Annotated in this window: 16 protein-coding genes; 3 read left to right on the top strand and 13 right to left on the bottom strand. The window is 40.2% G+C overall.

Annotation, left to right across the window (positions count from 1 at the left end; translation table 11 throughout):
• Positions 1-250 precede the first annotated feature (250 nt).
• A complete protein-coding gene (gene pruA, locus V7K98_RS20770) occupies positions 251-3,223 on the top strand; it encodes an L-glutamate gamma-semialdehyde dehydrogenase (protein WP_335025203.1) in 2,973 nt (990 codons plus the stop codon).
• Positions 3,224-3,355: 132 nt separating this feature from the next.
• Here the strand turns inward: pruA and V7K98_RS20765 are convergent, their stop codons facing one another.
• Positions 3,356-5,140, bottom strand: coding sequence for a GAF domain-containing sensor histidine kinase (locus V7K98_RS20765; RefSeq protein ID WP_335025201.1), 1,785 nt, complete (start codon positions 5,138-5,140; stop codon positions 3,356-3,358).
• A 526-nt stretch (positions 5,141-5,666) separates the two neighbouring features.
• Between V7K98_RS20765 and V7K98_RS20760 the strand changes: the two genes are divergently transcribed.
• Positions 5,667-6,593, top strand: a complete 927-nt coding sequence (locus V7K98_RS20760) for a cobalamin-binding protein (protein ID WP_335025199.1) — start codon at positions 5,667-5,669, stop codon at positions 6,591-6,593.
• Between the two features lie 195 nt (positions 6,594-6,788).
• On the opposite strand, the gene V7K98_RS20755 is transcribed toward V7K98_RS20760, so the two are convergent.
• The 3 genes from V7K98_RS20755 to V7K98_RS20745 all read right to left on the bottom strand — a co-directional run bounded on the left by V7K98_RS20755 (position 6,789) and on the right by V7K98_RS20745 (position 8,052).
• Entirely contained in the window at positions 6,789-7,091 is a 303-nt protein-coding gene (locus V7K98_RS20755; RefSeq protein ID WP_335025196.1) for a TMEM165/GDT1 family protein, read from the bottom strand.
• Between the two features lie 71 nt (positions 7,092-7,162).
• A complete protein-coding gene (locus tag V7K98_RS20750; RefSeq protein ID WP_335025194.1) occupies positions 7,163-7,591 on the bottom strand; it encodes a TMEM165/GDT1 family protein in 429 nt (142 codons plus the stop codon).
• 110 nt (positions 7,592-7,701) lie between these two features.
• Positions 7,702-8,052 (bottom strand): YkgJ family cysteine cluster protein, encoded by a 351-nt coding sequence (locus V7K98_RS20745; RefSeq protein WP_335025355.1) that lies wholly within the window; start codon positions 8,050-8,052, stop codon positions 7,702-7,704.
• Between the two features lie 232 nt (positions 8,053-8,284).
• Between V7K98_RS20745 and psb30 the strand changes: the two genes are divergently transcribed.
• Positions 8,285-8,428: a photosystem II reaction center protein Ycf12/Psb30 gene (gene psb30, locus V7K98_RS20740; protein WP_335025192.1), complete on the top strand. Its 144-nt coding sequence runs from the start codon at positions 8,285-8,287 to the stop codon at positions 8,426-8,428.
• Between the two features lie 89 nt (positions 8,429-8,517).
• Here psb30 and recJ read toward each other — a convergent pair whose 3' ends face one another.
• The 9 genes from recJ to V7K98_RS20695 all read right to left on the bottom strand — a co-directional run bounded on the left by recJ (position 8,518) and on the right by V7K98_RS20695 (position 17,019).
• Entirely contained in the window at positions 8,518-10,605 is a 2,088-nt protein-coding gene (recJ, locus tag V7K98_RS20735; protein ID WP_335025190.1) for a single-stranded-DNA-specific exonuclease RecJ, read from the bottom strand.
• A gap of 73 nt (positions 10,606-10,678) precedes the next feature.
• A complete protein-coding gene (locus V7K98_RS20730; RefSeq protein WP_335025188.1) occupies positions 10,679-11,104 on the bottom strand; it encodes a hypothetical protein in 426 nt (141 codons plus the stop codon).
• Positions 11,105-11,367: 263 nt separating this feature from the next.
• The gene (locus V7K98_RS20725) at positions 11,368-11,556 is read right to left on the bottom strand and encodes a hypothetical protein (protein ID WP_335025186.1); all 189 of its coding nucleotides are present in this window, start codon (positions 11,554-11,556) and stop codon (positions 11,368-11,370) included.
• An 11-nt stretch (positions 11,557-11,567) separates the two neighbouring features.
• Positions 11,568-11,708, bottom strand: coding sequence for a hypothetical protein (locus V7K98_RS20720; protein WP_335025184.1), 141 nt, complete (start codon positions 11,706-11,708; stop codon positions 11,568-11,570).
• 304 nt (positions 11,709-12,012) lie between these two features.
• Complete coding sequence (pstB, locus tag V7K98_RS20715) at positions 12,013-12,840, bottom strand: phosphate ABC transporter ATP-binding protein PstB (protein ID WP_104899097.1); 828 nt, start codon at positions 12,838-12,840, stop codon at positions 12,013-12,015.
• A 51-nt stretch (positions 12,841-12,891) separates the two neighbouring features.
• The gene (pstA, locus tag V7K98_RS20710) at positions 12,892-13,791 is read right to left on the bottom strand and encodes a phosphate ABC transporter permease PstA (protein ID WP_335025182.1); all 900 of its coding nucleotides are present in this window, start codon (positions 13,789-13,791) and stop codon (positions 12,892-12,894) included.
• Between the two features lie 7 nt (positions 13,792-13,798).
• Positions 13,799-14,740, bottom strand: a complete 942-nt coding sequence (gene pstC, locus V7K98_RS20705) for a phosphate ABC transporter permease subunit PstC (RefSeq protein WP_335025180.1) — start codon at positions 14,738-14,740, stop codon at positions 13,799-13,801.
• A 49-nt stretch (positions 14,741-14,789) separates the two neighbouring features.
• Entirely contained in the window at positions 14,790-15,791 is a 1,002-nt protein-coding gene (locus V7K98_RS20700; protein ID WP_335025178.1) for a PstS family phosphate ABC transporter substrate-binding protein, read from the bottom strand.
• Between the two features lie 70 nt (positions 15,792-15,861).
• Entirely contained in the window at positions 15,862-17,019 is a 1,158-nt protein-coding gene (locus tag V7K98_RS20695; RefSeq protein WP_335025176.1) for a sulfate ABC transporter substrate-binding protein, read from the bottom strand.
• Positions 17,020-17,084 lie beyond the last annotated feature (65 nt).

Here is a 17,084-nt window from a genome sequence, read left to right as displayed (position 1 = left end):
CTAGCAGTTTTTGGTGAGTTTCTGAACGGTGAACCAATTAGTTACAAACTGTTTTAGCATTTATCGTAGAGTTTCCCGGTGTTCTTTTATGATTGAAATTGTGGGGCGGGCTACGCCTACGCAAAATCCACAACAAATAAATTACAAATTAACAATTCAGCATCCTGGTGACAGCCAAATGAAAGAGTCAAAATAGAAGACACAGGCTTTATACAAAAAGCCTTGCCTAGATTAATGGAGTTTATTATCAGTGGTATTACAAGTACAAACAAGCACCTACGAAGCTAAAACCCAAGAAATTGCTAAACAACTTCTAGCAGCAACCCAGGAAAATCGTTCGTTTTTGTCTTCCCTACGGGATCAAATGCGCTGGGATGATAAATTACTAGCTTGGGCAATGAGTAATCCTGGCTTGCGGGTGCAACTATTTCGCTTTATAGATACACTACCTGCTTTACACAGTAAATCAGAAATTGCCTCACATTTACAAGAATATTTAGGCGATGAGTCTGTAGAATTACCGGCAGCTTTGAAGGGAATGCTAAATTTTGCTAACCCCGACTCTATGCCCGGACAAGTTGCTGCTACAACCGTTGGTACTGCGGTTGAGACTCTTGCCCATAAATATATTTCTGGGGAAAATATTAAACAAGTCATCAAAACAGTTGAACGACTGCGAAAAGAAAAAATGGCTTTCACCATTGATTTACTTGGTGAAGCGGTGATTACCGAACCCGAAGCGCAGTCTTATCTAGAACGCTATCTAGAATTAATGCAACAATTGGTGGAAGCATCGAAGAATTGGGCAACTATCCCGGCTATTGATGAGGCTGATGGCGAAGCAATCCCAAAAGTTCAGGTTTCTGTTAAATTAACGGCGTTTTATTCCCAATTTGATCCCTTAGATGCTAAGGGTAGTGAAGAGCGAGTTAGCGATCGCATTCGTACTCTTTTACGTCGTGCTAAAGAGTTGGGCGCAGCTGTGCATTTTGATATGGAACAGTATGCTTATAAGGATATAACTCTCAGCATCCTGAAAAAACTCTTACTAGAAGCAGAATTTCGGCAACGCACAGATATTGGCATGACAATTCAAGCATATCTGCGTGATAGTGAGCAAGATGCTAAAAACGTAATTTCTTGGTTGAAAGAACGTGGTTATCCTTTGACAATCCGCTTGGTGAAAGGCGCATATTGGGATCAAGAAACTATCAAGGCAGCCCAGAAGCATTGGCAACAGCCAGTTTATAACGACAAAGCGGCAACTGATGCTAACTTTGAAACCATCACTCAGTTATTGCTAGAAAATCACCAATATGTGTATTCTGCCATTGGTAGCCATAATGTGCGATCGCACTCTCGCGCCATTGCCATAGCTGAAAGTTTAAATGTCCCCCGCCGTCGCTTTGAATTACAAGTCCTCTATGGTATGGGTGATAAAGTTGCAAAAGCTTTGGTTGACAAGGGTTATCGAGTTAGAGTTTACTGTCCCTACGGTGAATTGTTGCCGGGGATGGCGTATTTAATTCGCCGTTTGTTGGAAAATACAGCTAATAGTTCTTTTTTACGCCAAAATCTCGAAAATCGACCAATTGAAGAGTTATTAGCACCGCCAATTGTCAAAGAAGAGAAGAAATCTTTAACTATTGACTCTCATTTCCTTGGTGCTGCTGATACAGATTATGCGGTGGAAGAGATAAGAACGAAAGCGGCGAAAGCTTTCCAAAGGGTTCGTCAACAATTGGGTAAAACTTATTTGCCGTTGATTAATGGGGAATATGTGAATCCGCCGGAATTTGTTGATTCTCTCAACCCTTCTAATTTTAGTGAGGTAGTTGGTAAAGTTGGGTTGATTAGTGTTGAACAAGCTGAACAGGCGATGCAAGCAGCCAAAGCAGCGTTTCCTGGGTGGAGGAAAACACCCGCGAAACAACGCGCTGATATTTTGCGGAAAGCGGGTAATTTGATGGAAGAACGCCGCGCCGAACTTTCAGCTTGGATAGTTTTGGAAGTTGGGAAACCAGTTAAGGAAGCTGATGGAGAGGTTTCGGAAGCGATAGACTTTTGCCGATACTACGCTGATGAGATAGAACGGCTAGATAAAGGTGTCAATTATGACCTAGCTGGAGAAACTAATCGTTATATCTACTATCCACGGGGAATTGTTGTAGTAATTTCTCCCTGGAATTTTCCGCTAGCGATCGCTTGTGGAATGACTGTTGCAGCTTTAGTTTCAGGCAATTGCACTCTCCTTAAACCTGCTGAAACATCTTCTGTAATTACAGCAAAACTCACAGAAATCTTGATAGAAGCTGGTTTTCCCAAAGGTGTATTTCAATACGTACCGGGTAGGGGTTCACAAGTTGGCGCTTATTTGGTAAATCATCCAGATACTCATGTAATTGCTTTTACAGGTTCTCAAGAAGTTGGCTGTCGAATTTACGCAGAAGCGGCAATATTGAAACCTGGGCAAAAGCATCTGAAACGGGTGATTGCTGAAATGGGTGGCAAGAATGCGATTATTGTCGATGAAAGTGCTGATTTAGACCAAGCTGTTGTTGGGGTAGTGCAATCAGCATTTGGTTATAGCGGACAAAAATGTTCTGCTGCTTCTAGGGTGATTGTGCTGGAACCGATTTATGAAGCCTTTGTGCAACGGTTGGTAGAAGCGACAAAATCCTTGAACATTGGGGAAGCAGAGTTACCTAGTACCCAAGTTGGGCCAGTGATTGATGCTAATGCCCGCGATCGCATCCGCGAGTATATTGAGAAGGGTAAGGCAGAAGCACAATTAGCTTTAGAGTTACCAGCACCTGAACAAGGATATTTTATCGGCCCTGTAATTTTTAGTGAAGTCTCACCAAATGCGGTAATTTCCCAGCAAGAAATTTTTGGCCCTGTGCTGGCGGTAATTCGAGTAAAAGATTTCCAGGAAGCCTTAGCAGTCGCCAACGGGACAAACTACGCCTTAACTGGAGGACTTTATTCTAGAACACCTTCGCACATTCAGCAGGCGCAGACAGAATTTGAAGTTGGGAATTTGTACATCAATCGCAATATTACCGGAGCGATCGTTGGGCGGCAACCCTTTGGTGGATTCAAACTTTCTGGAGTGGGTTCTAAAGCCGGAGGCCCTGATTACCTCCTGCAATTCCTAGAACCACGCGCGGTAACAGAAAATATTCAGCGCCAAGGTTTTGCACCAATTGAAGGGGCAGATTAAACTACAAGAGTTAGTAGGGATTATAAACTGAAAAACATTTAAGTCGCATAATCAAATTAAATCAAACTCTTGTGGGGTGGGCATCTTGCCCGCCCAGTTTATGCAAGTTAAATGCGGGGAAGCTTAATCATCTCATTCATCCTCCCCTACTGAGGAGAGGACTGGATTTGGTAGAAAAATAGTGAACTGACTACCCTTTCCCAAAGTCGATGTAAAAGTCACATCTCCACCATGCAAACGTGCTAATTTGCGTGTTAAAGCTAACCCCAAACCAGTGCCTTCATACTGCCGATTTAAGCGACTGTCAAGCTGTTTAAACGGTTGAAATAGAAATTGAAACTGACTTGAGTCTATACCAATTCCAGTATCTGAAACTGTGAAAGTTATTCCTTGCGGTACTTTTTTCACTATTAGGGATACGTTCCCGGCTGGGGTAAATTTAATGGCGTTGATAAGCAGATTGAGTAACATTTGCTTGATGCGCCGCTCATCAACAATACAAATATTCTCTTGTAGATCAATTTTACAGGTGAGTTGTAAACCCTTTTCTGAGGCGCGATCGCGCACTGTCCAGATGGCATAATTACATAAATCTACCACTGGCAAAGGTGACAAGAATAATTCCTCTTTACCTGCTTCTACCTTAGATAAATCAAGAATATCGTTAATCAGTGCCAACAAATGCTCACCACTACTATATATACAACTTACATATTCATTCTGCTTTTCATTGAGAGAGCCAACTATTTCTTGTTGCAGCAACTGTGACAAACCCATAATCGCATTTAGAGGCGTTCGCAGTTCGTGACTCATAGTTGTTAAAAATTCACTTTTTGCCCGACTAGCAGCTTCTGCTGCTTCTTGAGAAGCACGCAGTTTCAACTCTGTTTCCTTGCGTTCAGTAATATCCTCAATCATCGCTAGAAAAAACTCAGGTTCACCATTGCTGTCTGGTATAACAGAAACAGAGATGTGAGTCCAAACTAAACTACCACTTTGGTGTAGGCAGCGTCTTTCCATTTCAATGCGATGCCTTTCCACAAACTGTTCCTGATGTTTGGAGAGTTGGAATCCAAACCTTGAAGTTGTCCCTAGATTTGTACGAATTCCTGACACCAGTTGTTTGTAAAGTTTTAAATCTCCCTTTTCTATCGAAATGTAATCTGTAAAGGTCTTGTCATATAGTTCTTCTCGGTCATATCCTAAAATATCGCATAGTACCGGATTGGCATCGACTATCTTTGCTTTCATATCTATAAGTCCAATACCGATAGAAGAACGCTCAAAAATCGCTCGGAATTGCGCCTCACTTTGTCGCAGTGCTTCCTGCACGATATTTCGCTCGTTTGCTTCTATAGCCAGGGTAACAAAATCTGCAATTGAGCCAGCAAAAGTTTCTTCTTCTAAAGTCCATTGGCGAATATCACCAATGTGTTCGTGACACACAACACCTACTAAACGACCCTCAAGCCAAATCGGTGCATCCAGCACGGATGTGATGCCCAAAACAGAAAGATAAGACTCGGATAATTCTTGGGTTCTTATATCGTTTCTGGCATCATCTACGGCAATGGTGCGTTCCTCTTCTAAAGCCTGGAAATAAGCTGGATAATTTTCTTGTGAAAGCGAGTTACCAAAGCTATGCTCCTTGGTACTTGTATCATATAAATTGATACATTCAATTTTTGAACGTTCTTGATTATATAACCACACCCCAACTCGCTTTACTAAGAGTGTCTGAGCAGCAGTTTCTGCAATCTCTCTTAATACTGCATTGAGATTACCTTGTTGAAATGTCTTGCTTCTGGCCAACCGTACTAGCGTCTGGCTTTGTTTTCGCCGACTATTTTCTCTGATTTGTAAAGCCTTTTGGGACTGCTTTTGCTCTGTAATATCTCTAGCTGACACCACCTGCATTACTTGACCTCAAGAAGAAATAATTTTGCTTTACAGTTCTACGTAAAAAGTAGAAGTATCTTTGTATAACTACAATTACTACATGGTGCTTTTCATAACCGGAAAGTTTATTCTTTACAATCAAATATTTTCATTCTGAATAATGAGTTCTAAACTAGATTTTGCTATAGCAATACTAAATCTTTCCTTTCGGAAAGATGCCGGACTTCTTTGAAAAATAAAGGTTCTGTGACTTTCAAGCCTCATAAATCAAATAGGATTGCTATCATAACTTCTAATACTTCAATTTAGTGATTTTTGCTAGGGGATAATTAGCATTTGAAATAATTTTCTTACTACGTAATTATACCATCAAGCTCGCACAAAATCAAACTTATTCTGACTTGGTTTAACCTCAAGTTCTGGAGTCATCTCACAGATAATAAGTATGACTACCAAAATACTGTTGATTCTCCTAGAGAAAGATACTTAATGATTCAAATTTTGCGAATATTAAGGTAACGCGAGCTTTTATGGAGGTGGAGCGATGACCGATAGTAATGTGAGAATTGTTTCTCTAATTCCCGGTGGAACAGAGATTTTAGCGTCACTAGGTTTAGTTAATGCTATTGTGGGGCGATCGCACGAATGCGATTACCCTCCAGAAATCCTCAATCGCCCCATTTGTACCCAAGCACGTTTAAATTCCGATGCCTCCAGCGGCCAAATTCACAATGATGTGAACAATTTATTGCAATCTGCTCTCAGTATTTACGAAATCAAAACAGATGTTTTAGATCAGTTGCAGCCTACCCACATTCTCACTCAAGACCAGTGCGATGTTTGTGCTGTCAGCTTACACGAAGTTGAAAAGGCAGTTGCTACACTCATTGACAGTAAACCCCAGATTATTTCTTTACAACCCAATATTCTTAAAGATGTTTGGGCTGATATTGAGCGAGTTGGTAATACCTTCAAGGTAGACTCGGTAAAAGTCTTAGAAAATTTAGAAGCTCGTGTAAAAATTTGTCAGCATAGAATCCAAGGACTTTCTTTACACGAACAGCCTACTGTCGCCTGTATTGAGTGGACTGATCCTTTGATGGTCGCTGCTAATTGGATTCCTGAATTAGTTAACTTGGCAGGAGGACATTCTTTATTTTGTTCTACAGGTCAGCCTTCTCCTATCTTGCCGTGGGAAACACTATTAATAACTAATCCAGATGTAATTGTTTTTATGCCTTGTGGCTTTGATTTAAATCGCACTCGCAAAGAAGCGAATTTGTTAACTCAACGTCCAGAGTGGGAAAAACTGCACGCTAACCAAGCTGGTAGGGTGTACATTACTGATGGCAATTCTTATTTTAATCGTCCAGGGCCGAGACTGGTAGATTCTCTAGAAATCTTGGCAGAAATTTTACATCCAGAAATTTTTCAATACGGCTACAAAGGAACTGGTTGGGAAGTTTTGTGAAGAAGAATTCAGGAGTCAGGAGTCAGAATTCAGTATGAATTGGAGTTAGATAGCGTTATAATTCGATCCCTTCATGGATGGAGTATTCTGACTTATTTTATGTAGGACTTACGCAAAACTAAATGCGGTAGGGGCAATTCATGAATTGCCCCTACCTGAGAATAAGCGGTTAGGTTATTTTTTGCGTAAGTCTTGTTATGGTGTTTGTTCAGAATCCGTCGATGGTTCATTGTTAAATAACAGTAGACGTGCAGCGAGGATGGCAAATCCAATAGCAGCGATCGCTTTTAACAAACGTGTAGGTAATAATTCGGCTACTGCTCCCCCTGCTAATGCCCCCAACAGGCTTGTCAACAGCAATGCGCCTGCTGCACCAAAAAATACTGCGCGTGGAGAATTAGAACGCCCTGAAAGTGCGATCGCTGCTAGCTGACTTTTGTCACCCAATTCTGATAAAAAAACTGTGATAAAGCTCAGTCCTAAAAGATGCCAATCCATATTATTAAGGGGGAGTGGGGAGTGGGGGAGATGAGGGAGAATAAATTGTACAGACGCGATGAATCGTGTCTCTAACCTTTAAATACATCCCAAAAGAGCATTAGAGAAATCACTAACAACATCACACCGGCTGATTTTTCTATAGTTTTTGGGCTGAGTCGGCTAGCTATCCAACTACCTAAAAGTACGCCTAATAAGCTGGTGGTTATCAAAGCTGCCGCCGAGCCGACAAATACCACCCAAGGCGAATGAGATTCTGCACTCATTAACAAGGTGGATAACTGAGTCTTATCCCCAATTTCTGCTAGAAAAATGGTTACAAAAGTTGTACCAAAAACTACTAATACTGATTGCTGCTTTTGAGGACTATCGGCAACTACAGGCTGAACTGGCTGGGCGATCGCAGGAGTTAAGTTAAAATCAGTGCTATCTTCCAGTTCTAGCTCGATGTCAGTCTGAGCTATGCCAGAAATCTCCAAAGGTGCAGAGTCAAGTTTCACAAGCGGTAGTTTGGGTTACTAAATTTCTTTCATATTTCTATCATATTCTCAGATTGTTGTAATAAATTGCAACTACATAAGTAGATACAAAAAATTTACTTGCATCCTCCTCACAACCCAATAGCTTTATCGAAGCGTAATATTTCTAAGCTGCGATCGCCGTATACTCCTTCTATTTGCTGGCGACAGCAATCAATAGCAAAATCGTTGACTTCTTCGGGTTCAACCCCATACATATCTTGAAAAACTTCTGATTCGACGCGGCAGAAACGAGGACGATCTGAGTAGATGCGACATTCTCGCGTGGTATGGTCAAAATTAACGCACCATCCCCCTTCGCCTACCATGCTGAGGTAGAGTTCTAGTTCTGGCGGAGAGAGATACTCATCCAAATCTGGACGATCTGCTGGATCGAGATTACAGCAGGCTCCACATTGCTTTATACATTGCCAAGTTGACATTTTTAATTTGGGAATTGGGAATTGGGCATGGGGCATTGGGTATGGGGAATTGGGCATGGGTAAGAAGAATTAATAACCAATGCCCAATTCCCTATTTTACTTTTTTATGTCTTTTCTTATAATTTTGTTAAGTAAATTAAATCCAGTAGACCATAGCCAGATATGATCGATTGCGGGTTTTGTAATTAAGTTATTGAATTTTTTTAAGACAATTGGGAGGAGAAAGGGAAAAATGTTTGACGCTGTATCTGACTTGTTTAACGCTTTTACCAGTATCAATTGGGAAGTTATTTTCCAATTGCTGTCCATAGCGCTAATTGTAATTGCTGGGCCAGTAGTAATCTTTTTGTTGGCATTTCGCAACGGCAACCTATAAGATTTATGAGTGCTGATTGAGAGTTAGGAGTGAGGAATTAAATTTTATTCTCAACTCATAACTCATAAATCAGCACTCATAGTTATAAGTTAACTCCTAACTGATAACGCCTGAAGTGCAGCTTGAATAATAGTGTCATACTGTGGCTGAGAAATATCAACCTCTTTAGCATTTTGACGATTAATGCCTAGTAAACCGATTATATGTCCTGGTTGCATGACTAACACATTGCCTTCAGGGTTTTTAATTCTTAATTCTGCTTCAATACCATTTTTATAGAAACCACAAGTATAGTGTCGTTGATTGTACTCAAAGGTGGTGCTTGATGGAATAGGTGGCGATGCAAAAAATTGTTGAATCTGAATTGGTAATCTGACACCGATTAACTCTAGTTCAATGGTGGTTTTACCGTTAAAATAATTTTCTCGCAGTTTGTAAGCTACATCCACTCGCGGCGGTAAGCGGAAGTAGTCGCCCCAACGCCAAGCGATCGCTTTAATTCTATAATCCTGATTATCAATAGTCTGGGCAATTGTCAGTTTAATGTGACCCTTACCAACGATTTTTTGCTCAACCACTTGAACATTAGGTGTCCAAAAAACTGGATCTGGGTTATCCATACCGCAGGGGTGTAGAGCGTTAAGCTGTTGGTAAAGCTCCTGATTGATCTGATCGAGGTTGACTTCGGCATCAATTTTGAGCAGAGGTTTGAGATGCTGGGGTTCAAGACACTGGTTAGCAAACTCAATCAAACGCGATCGCAACACCTGTAAATTTTCTGCTGGTAGAGAGAATCCCCCGGCGGCTTTGTGTCCGCCAAATTTGCCTAGTAAATCGTGACAATATTCCAAAGCTTCAAATACATTAAACTCTGGAATTGAGCGTGCTGAACCGCGTATATGTTCGTCATCCTCATAAGTACCGATAAACACGGGAACACCGTAGCGTTCCACCAGGCGGGAGGCGACAATCCCAATAACACCGTGATGCCAATTGGGTTGAACAACAATTAATACACGGTCTTGTTGTAGAGATGTAACAAATTCTGCTTCTACATAAGCGATCGCTTCTTGTTCAATTTGCTGACACATCTCCTGGCGAGAAGCGTTGATTTGTTCGCATTGCATTGCCCTTTCCAGCGCCACCCCCATATCATCTGTAGTCAGCAGTTCAATCACAGTTTGGGGATTACCAATTCGACCGATAGCATTAATTCGCGGCCCCAGGCGAAACCCAATATCTTCAGGCTTTAACGATTTTGGATTTTGGATTTTGGATTTTGGATTAGAAATTTCCTCCCCTGCTCCCTCTCCCCTCGCTTGCACGCCACCTACCTGAATTAACGCTTGTATTCCAGCTAAATTAGATTTGGGTAAATGCTGTAACCCGCGCTTTACCCAACGACGATTTACACCAGTTAAGGGGGCTAAATCTGCGATCGTTCCCAGCGTAAACAGTGCTAGCATCGGCTGGATTAAGCCTTTAGTCTCCCCTAGCTGTTGTGCGAGAGACACCGCCAAAATGTAGGCAACACCAACACCAGCAACACCCCGATAAGGTGAAGATTCTGCTATTAGCTTAGGGTTGAGGATAGCATTAGCTGGCGGTAATTTTTGGGGGATATCGTGGTGATCGGTGATAATCACTGCTAAACCAAGTTCTCTAGCTCTGGCGACTGGTTCAAACGCAGAGATGCCATTATCAACAGTGAGAATTAATCCTACACCTTCGCTGTGGAATTCTTCAACTATGCGTTTGTTGATACCGTAACCTTCATGCATCCGGCTAGGAATAGCATAATCTACCAGTGCGCCCAAAGTGCGGAGACTACGCAAAAGTAGAGCAGTGCTGGTCATCCCATCAGCATCGTAGTCACCACAAATAGCAATTTTTGTTTGAGAGGCGATCGCATTTTGCAACAACTCCAAACTAATCGCCAAGTCTGGGAAATCTTCTAAAGGCGAAGGTAAGACTAAAGACTCTGGATTTAAAAATGCTTGTGCCTGTTCTGGTGTTTCGATCCCCCGATTAATCAACAACTGGCTAATAATCGGTGAAACATTAATCAAAGCCGCCAGTTTTTGGGCAAATTCTGGTTTTTGTGGATAAATTTGCCAGCGCTGATTAGGTAAGCACCTGGTAGGTTTTGAGAATTCAGATACAGGTCGGTCTAGCACTAGAACTTTTTAGTTATGAGTGTTGAATTTAAAGTTATTTCTTAACTCATAACTAATAACATTAATTTGCTATCTAAAGCACATTTATTCTACCATCATCCATAATATACAAAGAGCGATCGCCTGGAGAGCGCCAAGTTGGACGAAGTTCCAGCCGCAATGTGCCAAAGTTAGGTTTCGAGACAATTGCTTGTAGTGATAAACCCTTTTCGCTCCAAAATATCAGAGATGTATTTGGCTCCGTACCCTCTATTTGTTCTAAGCTTAATTTCTGCCCTGGACTCAAAGAAATTGCGTCAGTCCCGGAGGGTTTTTGGATTTTAATCAGGTTAGGCGTGCTATTTACAACTTCAACCCGGATATGTTGCCCAGGTGTAAACTGAATTGGGTGTGAACCACACTTAGAAGCACAAGTTCGAGCTAAAGTATTGCTGGGATTATTGATTGATGCTACTAAAACGGTAGCTGCAACTAAAGCAAATGATAGAGGCTTAAACATAATACACAATATAAATACTAGACTGAAATATTACTTCAATTTAGTACTATCAAGCCTCAGTATATTTTCCAGAATTAAGCTAATGCAAAGCAACATCAGATCATCATTCTTGGAAAAGCCAATCTCACGCTCTGAATTCTCTGCAAACAATACATAGGAAAAAGGAACAGATATCAAGAGGGTTTTATATATTTTCTCTTCGCTAGTTCGCAGCACATCGAAAAATGCACCCAGATTACGATCGCCAACCTACCAATCAAAAATCAGTTAGTAATCTCCAATCCTGACATTGCTTCTTTTTGAATTTTCATTTCTATTCCGTGAACAGCAGCACAATGAAAAATATGAGATTCAGTAGTTTCATTAAAGTAAAACCAATCTCCTAATGATTCACCTGCCGTAGTAGTGATTTTGTACAGTTTATTTGGCAATAAAGGAATATGGTTAGACATGATTTAATTTTTTATTGATTTGTAATCTGCCTGTCAATTAACTTTTTAGCTTCAGCTAACGCTACTTCATATCCCCCATACGTTTTACCTACAGGTAAAAGAGGCTGCCCATTTTTTCCAAAACTAAAAGTCCAATATTTCTCCCCAGTCATTTTGTCTTCTGGAGTTTGTTTGATTTGTATTGAATATCCTTTGTATTCAGTAATCTCGTACCTGTTTGTCACTTGAGTATAAATATACTAATGAGCATAGAAACTAAAACTATCATTGGTCAATATAAAAGTCAACTTATACATTAATATTTTTTATATTTTCTTTAGAAAAGCATAAAAGATGAGAACCACACCCCACCCCGGCACACCAACAAGTTTTTTGCAGTGTTGTGATCGCTGTTAACGTAGGGTGTAGGTAGCCCATCACAAAGTTGGACTATCCTAAATACTTAGAACAAACTCTTTACCCGAAGCGTCCACTGATATAGTCTTCAGCTTCTTTAGTTTGAGGAGAACTGAACATTTGCGCCGTAGGATTAAACTCAACTAATTTTCCGCGACGTTTGCCATACTCGTCAATTTCTGTATTGAAGAAAGCTGTGAAATCTGCCACTCTGGAAGCTTGCTGCATATTGTGTGTCACCATAATGATGGTGTATTGCTGCTTGAGTTCTAAGCAGAGTTCTTCTACTTGGCGGCTAGAAATGGGGTCGAGAGCAGAACATGGTTCATCCATCAATAATACATCTGGCTTCATTGCGATCGCACGAGCTATGCAAAGTCGTTGCTGTTGTCCGCCAGATAATGCAGTTCCCTTCTCTTTGAGTTTGTCTTTGACTTCATCCCAGATAGCAGCGCGTCTGAGGGAATCTTCTACCAATTCATCAATGTTACCTTTGTAACCGTTAGAACGCGGGCCAAAGGCAATATTTTCGTATATTGACTTGGGGAAAGGATTCGGTCTTTGAAAAACCATTCCAACTTGGCGGCGTAATTTGACAGAATTTATCTTAGGATCGTAGATGTTGCGATCGCGATAATTAAGTCTACCCTCAACTTTAGCCCCAGGAATTAAATCATTCATTCGGTTGAAGCAGCGTAGTAAAGTACTTTTACCACATCCTGAAGGGCCAATAAAAGCAATAATTTGTTTATTAGGAATCTTTAGATAGACATCTAAAAGTGCCAGAAATCCTCCATAAAAAACCTTCACACCTTCAACATTGAAGACACTCTTCTCTTGATCAATTGTGGCACTATCTGATTGACTTCTATGATTGCTATAAGTCATTTAGCTGTTCTCCTAATATTCGTGAATTTATCCAATTAGATATTTAATTACCTAACGTATTGAGAAGCGTTGCCTGATATAAATTGCTACACCATTTAAAGCTAAAATCAAGACTAACAACGCAATAATTGTGGCTGCTGCTGCACTAGCAAAACCCGGTTCAGGACGAGTGATATAACTATAGATTTGAATGGGTAATGCCATAAATCTCTGAAACAAGCCAGGATCAAAAGTGAGAAAACCCACAGCACCAACAACAATTAAAGAAGCTGCATCACCAATCGCACGGGATACAGAGATAATCACCCCTGTCAAAATACCAGGGACAGCGTATGGTAAAACGTGACTGCTGATAGTTTTCCATTTAGTAACACCTAATCCGTAAGAAGCATTTCTTAGAGAATCTGGGACAGCGCGAATTGCTTCTCTAGCTGTCACAATAATTACTGGTAAAGACAATAAAGATAAAGTCAATGCACCAGAAATCAAAGCGGGGCCAAACCCAAGCAAATAATTGAAAACTCCTAAACCCAGCAATCCATAGACAATAGAAGGTACTCCCGCAAGATTACTGATATTAATCTCAATAATCACTGTCCACCAAGCTTTAGGTGCATACTCTTCTAGATATAAAGCTGCTCCAACACCAATAGGCACAGTCACGAAAATCACAACAAATCCTAAAAGAACGCTGCTGATAATTGCAGGGCGAATACCACCTTGGTCAGGAAAACGAGAAGGAGTATCCGTGAGAAAGCCTGGTGATAAAAATCTACCTAATCCGTCTCGAAAAATATCAAAAAGTAGCAATGCTAGGACAAATAAACCAATCAGCAATCCTAACAAAAAAAGTACTTCAAAAACTTTCCCTAATGTCTCCCTACTCTCAACATTATCGGTAAATTCCGCCGTCGAATCTAGAGAATCATCTTGTTGATAACTTGTAGTCATATCTATATTAGTCGTATTTTTCTTTAAAGCGATTAGCAACCCAATAACTAACAATATTTAAAGCTAGGGTAAGTATAAATAGAACAGCGCCTACAGCATATAATGTCTTGAAATTCAAACTACCACGCGGACTATCTCCACCAGAAATTTGCGCCATGTAAGCTGTCATGGTTTCTACTGATTCCATGAAGTTAACAGTTAATCTTGGTTGTTGTCCGGCGGCGATGAGGACAGTCATTGTTTCACCCACAGCGCGAGAAATACCCAAAATAATCGAGGCGATGATTCCAGAAAGTGCGGCTGGTAGAACTACTTTAAAAATGCTTTCTAGTTTAGTGATACCTAAAGCATAAGATCCCTCTCGCAAAGAAGCTGGAACTGCTTTAATAGCATCTAAGCTGATAGAACCAACAGTAGGAGTAATCATTATCCCCATCATTAACCCTGCACTCAAAGCGTTGAATATTTCCAGAGGCATAAGATTCCGCAACAATGGTGTAAGGAACAACAGCGCAAAGTAACCATATACGACTGTTGGTATTCCTGCCAAAAGTTCCACTGCTGGACGTAAAATTGCCGCCACCTTGGGTTGAGCATATTCACTTAAATAAATGGCAGAAGATAAACCTAAAGGAATAGCAACTGCCATAGCAATAGCTGTAGTCAATAAAGTGCCATTAATCAAAGGCCAAACGCCAAAATGTTTATTAGCAAATAGAGGTGTCCATTTAGTATCAAGAAAGAATTGGGCAAAAGAGACTTCTTGGAAAAAGCTGAATGTCTCCTGAAAAATAATTAGGACAATACCAAAGGTAGTCAAAACTGAAACTAAAGCACAAGCAAATAAAATTGCTGCAACAATCTTTTCTGATATATCTTCAGAAGCATTTTTATCCAGTGATTGTCTGGATAATAGATAAGGATCGTCTTGATAATTAGTATTTTGCATAAACAGTTATTTTTCAACTACAACAAGACTACAATGACTCAGACTTTATTTAAATAAAGTTTGTGATTGGTTCACCCGGTTTTGCTTTTTTAAACTTTGTCCCAGTTTCACCAGTAGCAAATTTTCGTTTTACTTTGACATAAGCTTCATCAGGTAGTGCCACATAACCAACACTATCTACCCACTTCCAGGAATTTTCTAGATAAAAATCTACAAATTCTTTGACTGCTGGCTTAGTATCTAATGACTTTTTACTGACATAGATGAAGAGAGGACGAGATAAAGGTGTATAGATATTTTTAATCACATTATCTACTGGAACTGGTTTTTCACACTTTCCTGTAGGACTTTCTACAGCTACTAGATTCAGTTTTTCTTGATTTTGAATATAGTAAGATATCCCTACATAACCTAAAGCTGTCGCATCACCAGACACTCCTTGTACGAGAAGGTTTTGATTTTGAGTGGCAGTGTAGTCTGTACGGCCGTTCTTGGCTTTGCCAGTTACCGCTTGAGTCATATAATCGAATGTTCCCGTATCCGAAGATGGAGCATACAATTTTAGATTTTCGTTAGGAAACTTGGAATTAACTTGATTCCATCTCAAGATTTTACCATCTGATTTTCCGCCCCAAATCTTACCTAGTTCCTTAATAGTTAGACATTTAGCAAAGTTATTTTTGCGGTTAGCAATCACGGCAATACCATCTAAAGCTACAGGCAACTCGACAAATTTAATATTCTTACTTTGACATTTTTTGATTTCTTCATCTCTAATAGTGCGAGAAGCACCAGCAATATCAATATCGCCATTACAAAATTTACTGAAACCACCACCAGTACCACTTGAGGCGACGCTTACTTTCGCTTCAGGTTTGACTTTACCGTATTCTTCTGCAACTGCTAATGAAATAGGAAAACCTACAGCTGCACCATCAATACTTACCTGACTTTTCTTTTCCTCGCTGCTGCTACAAGCAGTGGTACTGCTGGCAACAATCATTAAAAATATGAGGAGAAAGCTATCCTTAAATCTGCTACGAAAGATCATAAATTATGAATTGAGTAAAGTGACTGAGAATTACTTAGACTTGGTTATCTGCTAGTAGATAATCTAGATATCATGCTTTGCTTGCAGCTTGAACTTTGTCAAAAATTGCCCCATCTCCAAAAAACTTTTTCTGGATAATATCCCAGCCACCTAAATCTTGAGATGTGAATAAAGTTTTAATTGGCGGATGTTGTGATGCTACTTCTTGGGTGACAGTGGGGTTAACAGGACGATATTGTAATTTAGCAAATTCTCGTTGAGCTTCTGTAGAGTAAAGAAAATCAACAAATGCTTGTGCAACTTCCCTTGTCCCGTGTTTATCAACGTTTTTATCAACTACAGCTACCGGATTATCTATAGAAATATTGACTTGAGGTACAACATAAGGTAAATTATTCCCATTTTTACCTGCTAAAATTACCTCATTCTCGTAGTTTATTAAGACATCACCCTGATTTTTTTGAAAGAATAAATCGCTAGCTTCACGAGCATCTTTCGTCAGAATAGGAGTATTTTTATAAACTTTGGTGACATAATCTAACGCTGTCGCTTCGTCACCTCCGGTTAGACTAACGGAACCCCAAAAAGCCAAGAATTCCCATATAGCAATACCAGAGGTTTTTGGGTTCGCAGCAATCACTTTCACGCCATCTTTTGCCAAGTCTGCCCAAGTATTGATGCCTTTGGGATTGCCTTCGCGGGTAACGATCGCAGCAACGGATCTACTGACAATACCACTTCTCGGAGCTTTGGTTTCCCAACCCGTTTTAATTAAACCTGCAAGAGCAATTTTGTTGACATCAAGAGGAAGTGCTAAATGTACTATATCTGCTTCTTGTGAACCAGCAATCACAGCCGCAGCTTGAGCTACGGAACCACCATAACTTTGTTCAAATGTCACATTTTGGTTATGTTCTTGCTTCCACTTTTCTATAAATTTAGGAATTATCTGGTCATGAGCCGCTTTAGTGACAGAAAAAGATACAAGTGTCAGCTTAACATCATTTTTGCTTGCTAAACTGCTTCCAGAGCAGGAGGCAACTGTTATACTTAAGAAGGCACTTATTAGAAACAGGCTCACATAGCTTTGCACAGTGTGTCTATTAAACCAATTTCTAATTGTGTGTTGATATGAGAATTGTATGGTCTGCCAAGCTTTCATGGCATAAGATTGCATTCTTTTAATTAGTAATTTGTTTAAATGTGTCGATTGTTGCGACTGGCTCATCAGAATCACCCCTAAATCTACGGTATTTATGCGCGGATACCGTAATTAAAAAGATTATAGGGTAT

Source organism: Nostoc sp. (genome assembly GCF_036917435.1).
Taxonomy (GTDB): Bacteria; Cyanobacteriota; Cyanobacteriia; order Cyanobacteriales; family Nostocaceae; genus Nostoc.
This window is presented reverse-complemented; position numbering and strand designations above follow the sequence as displayed.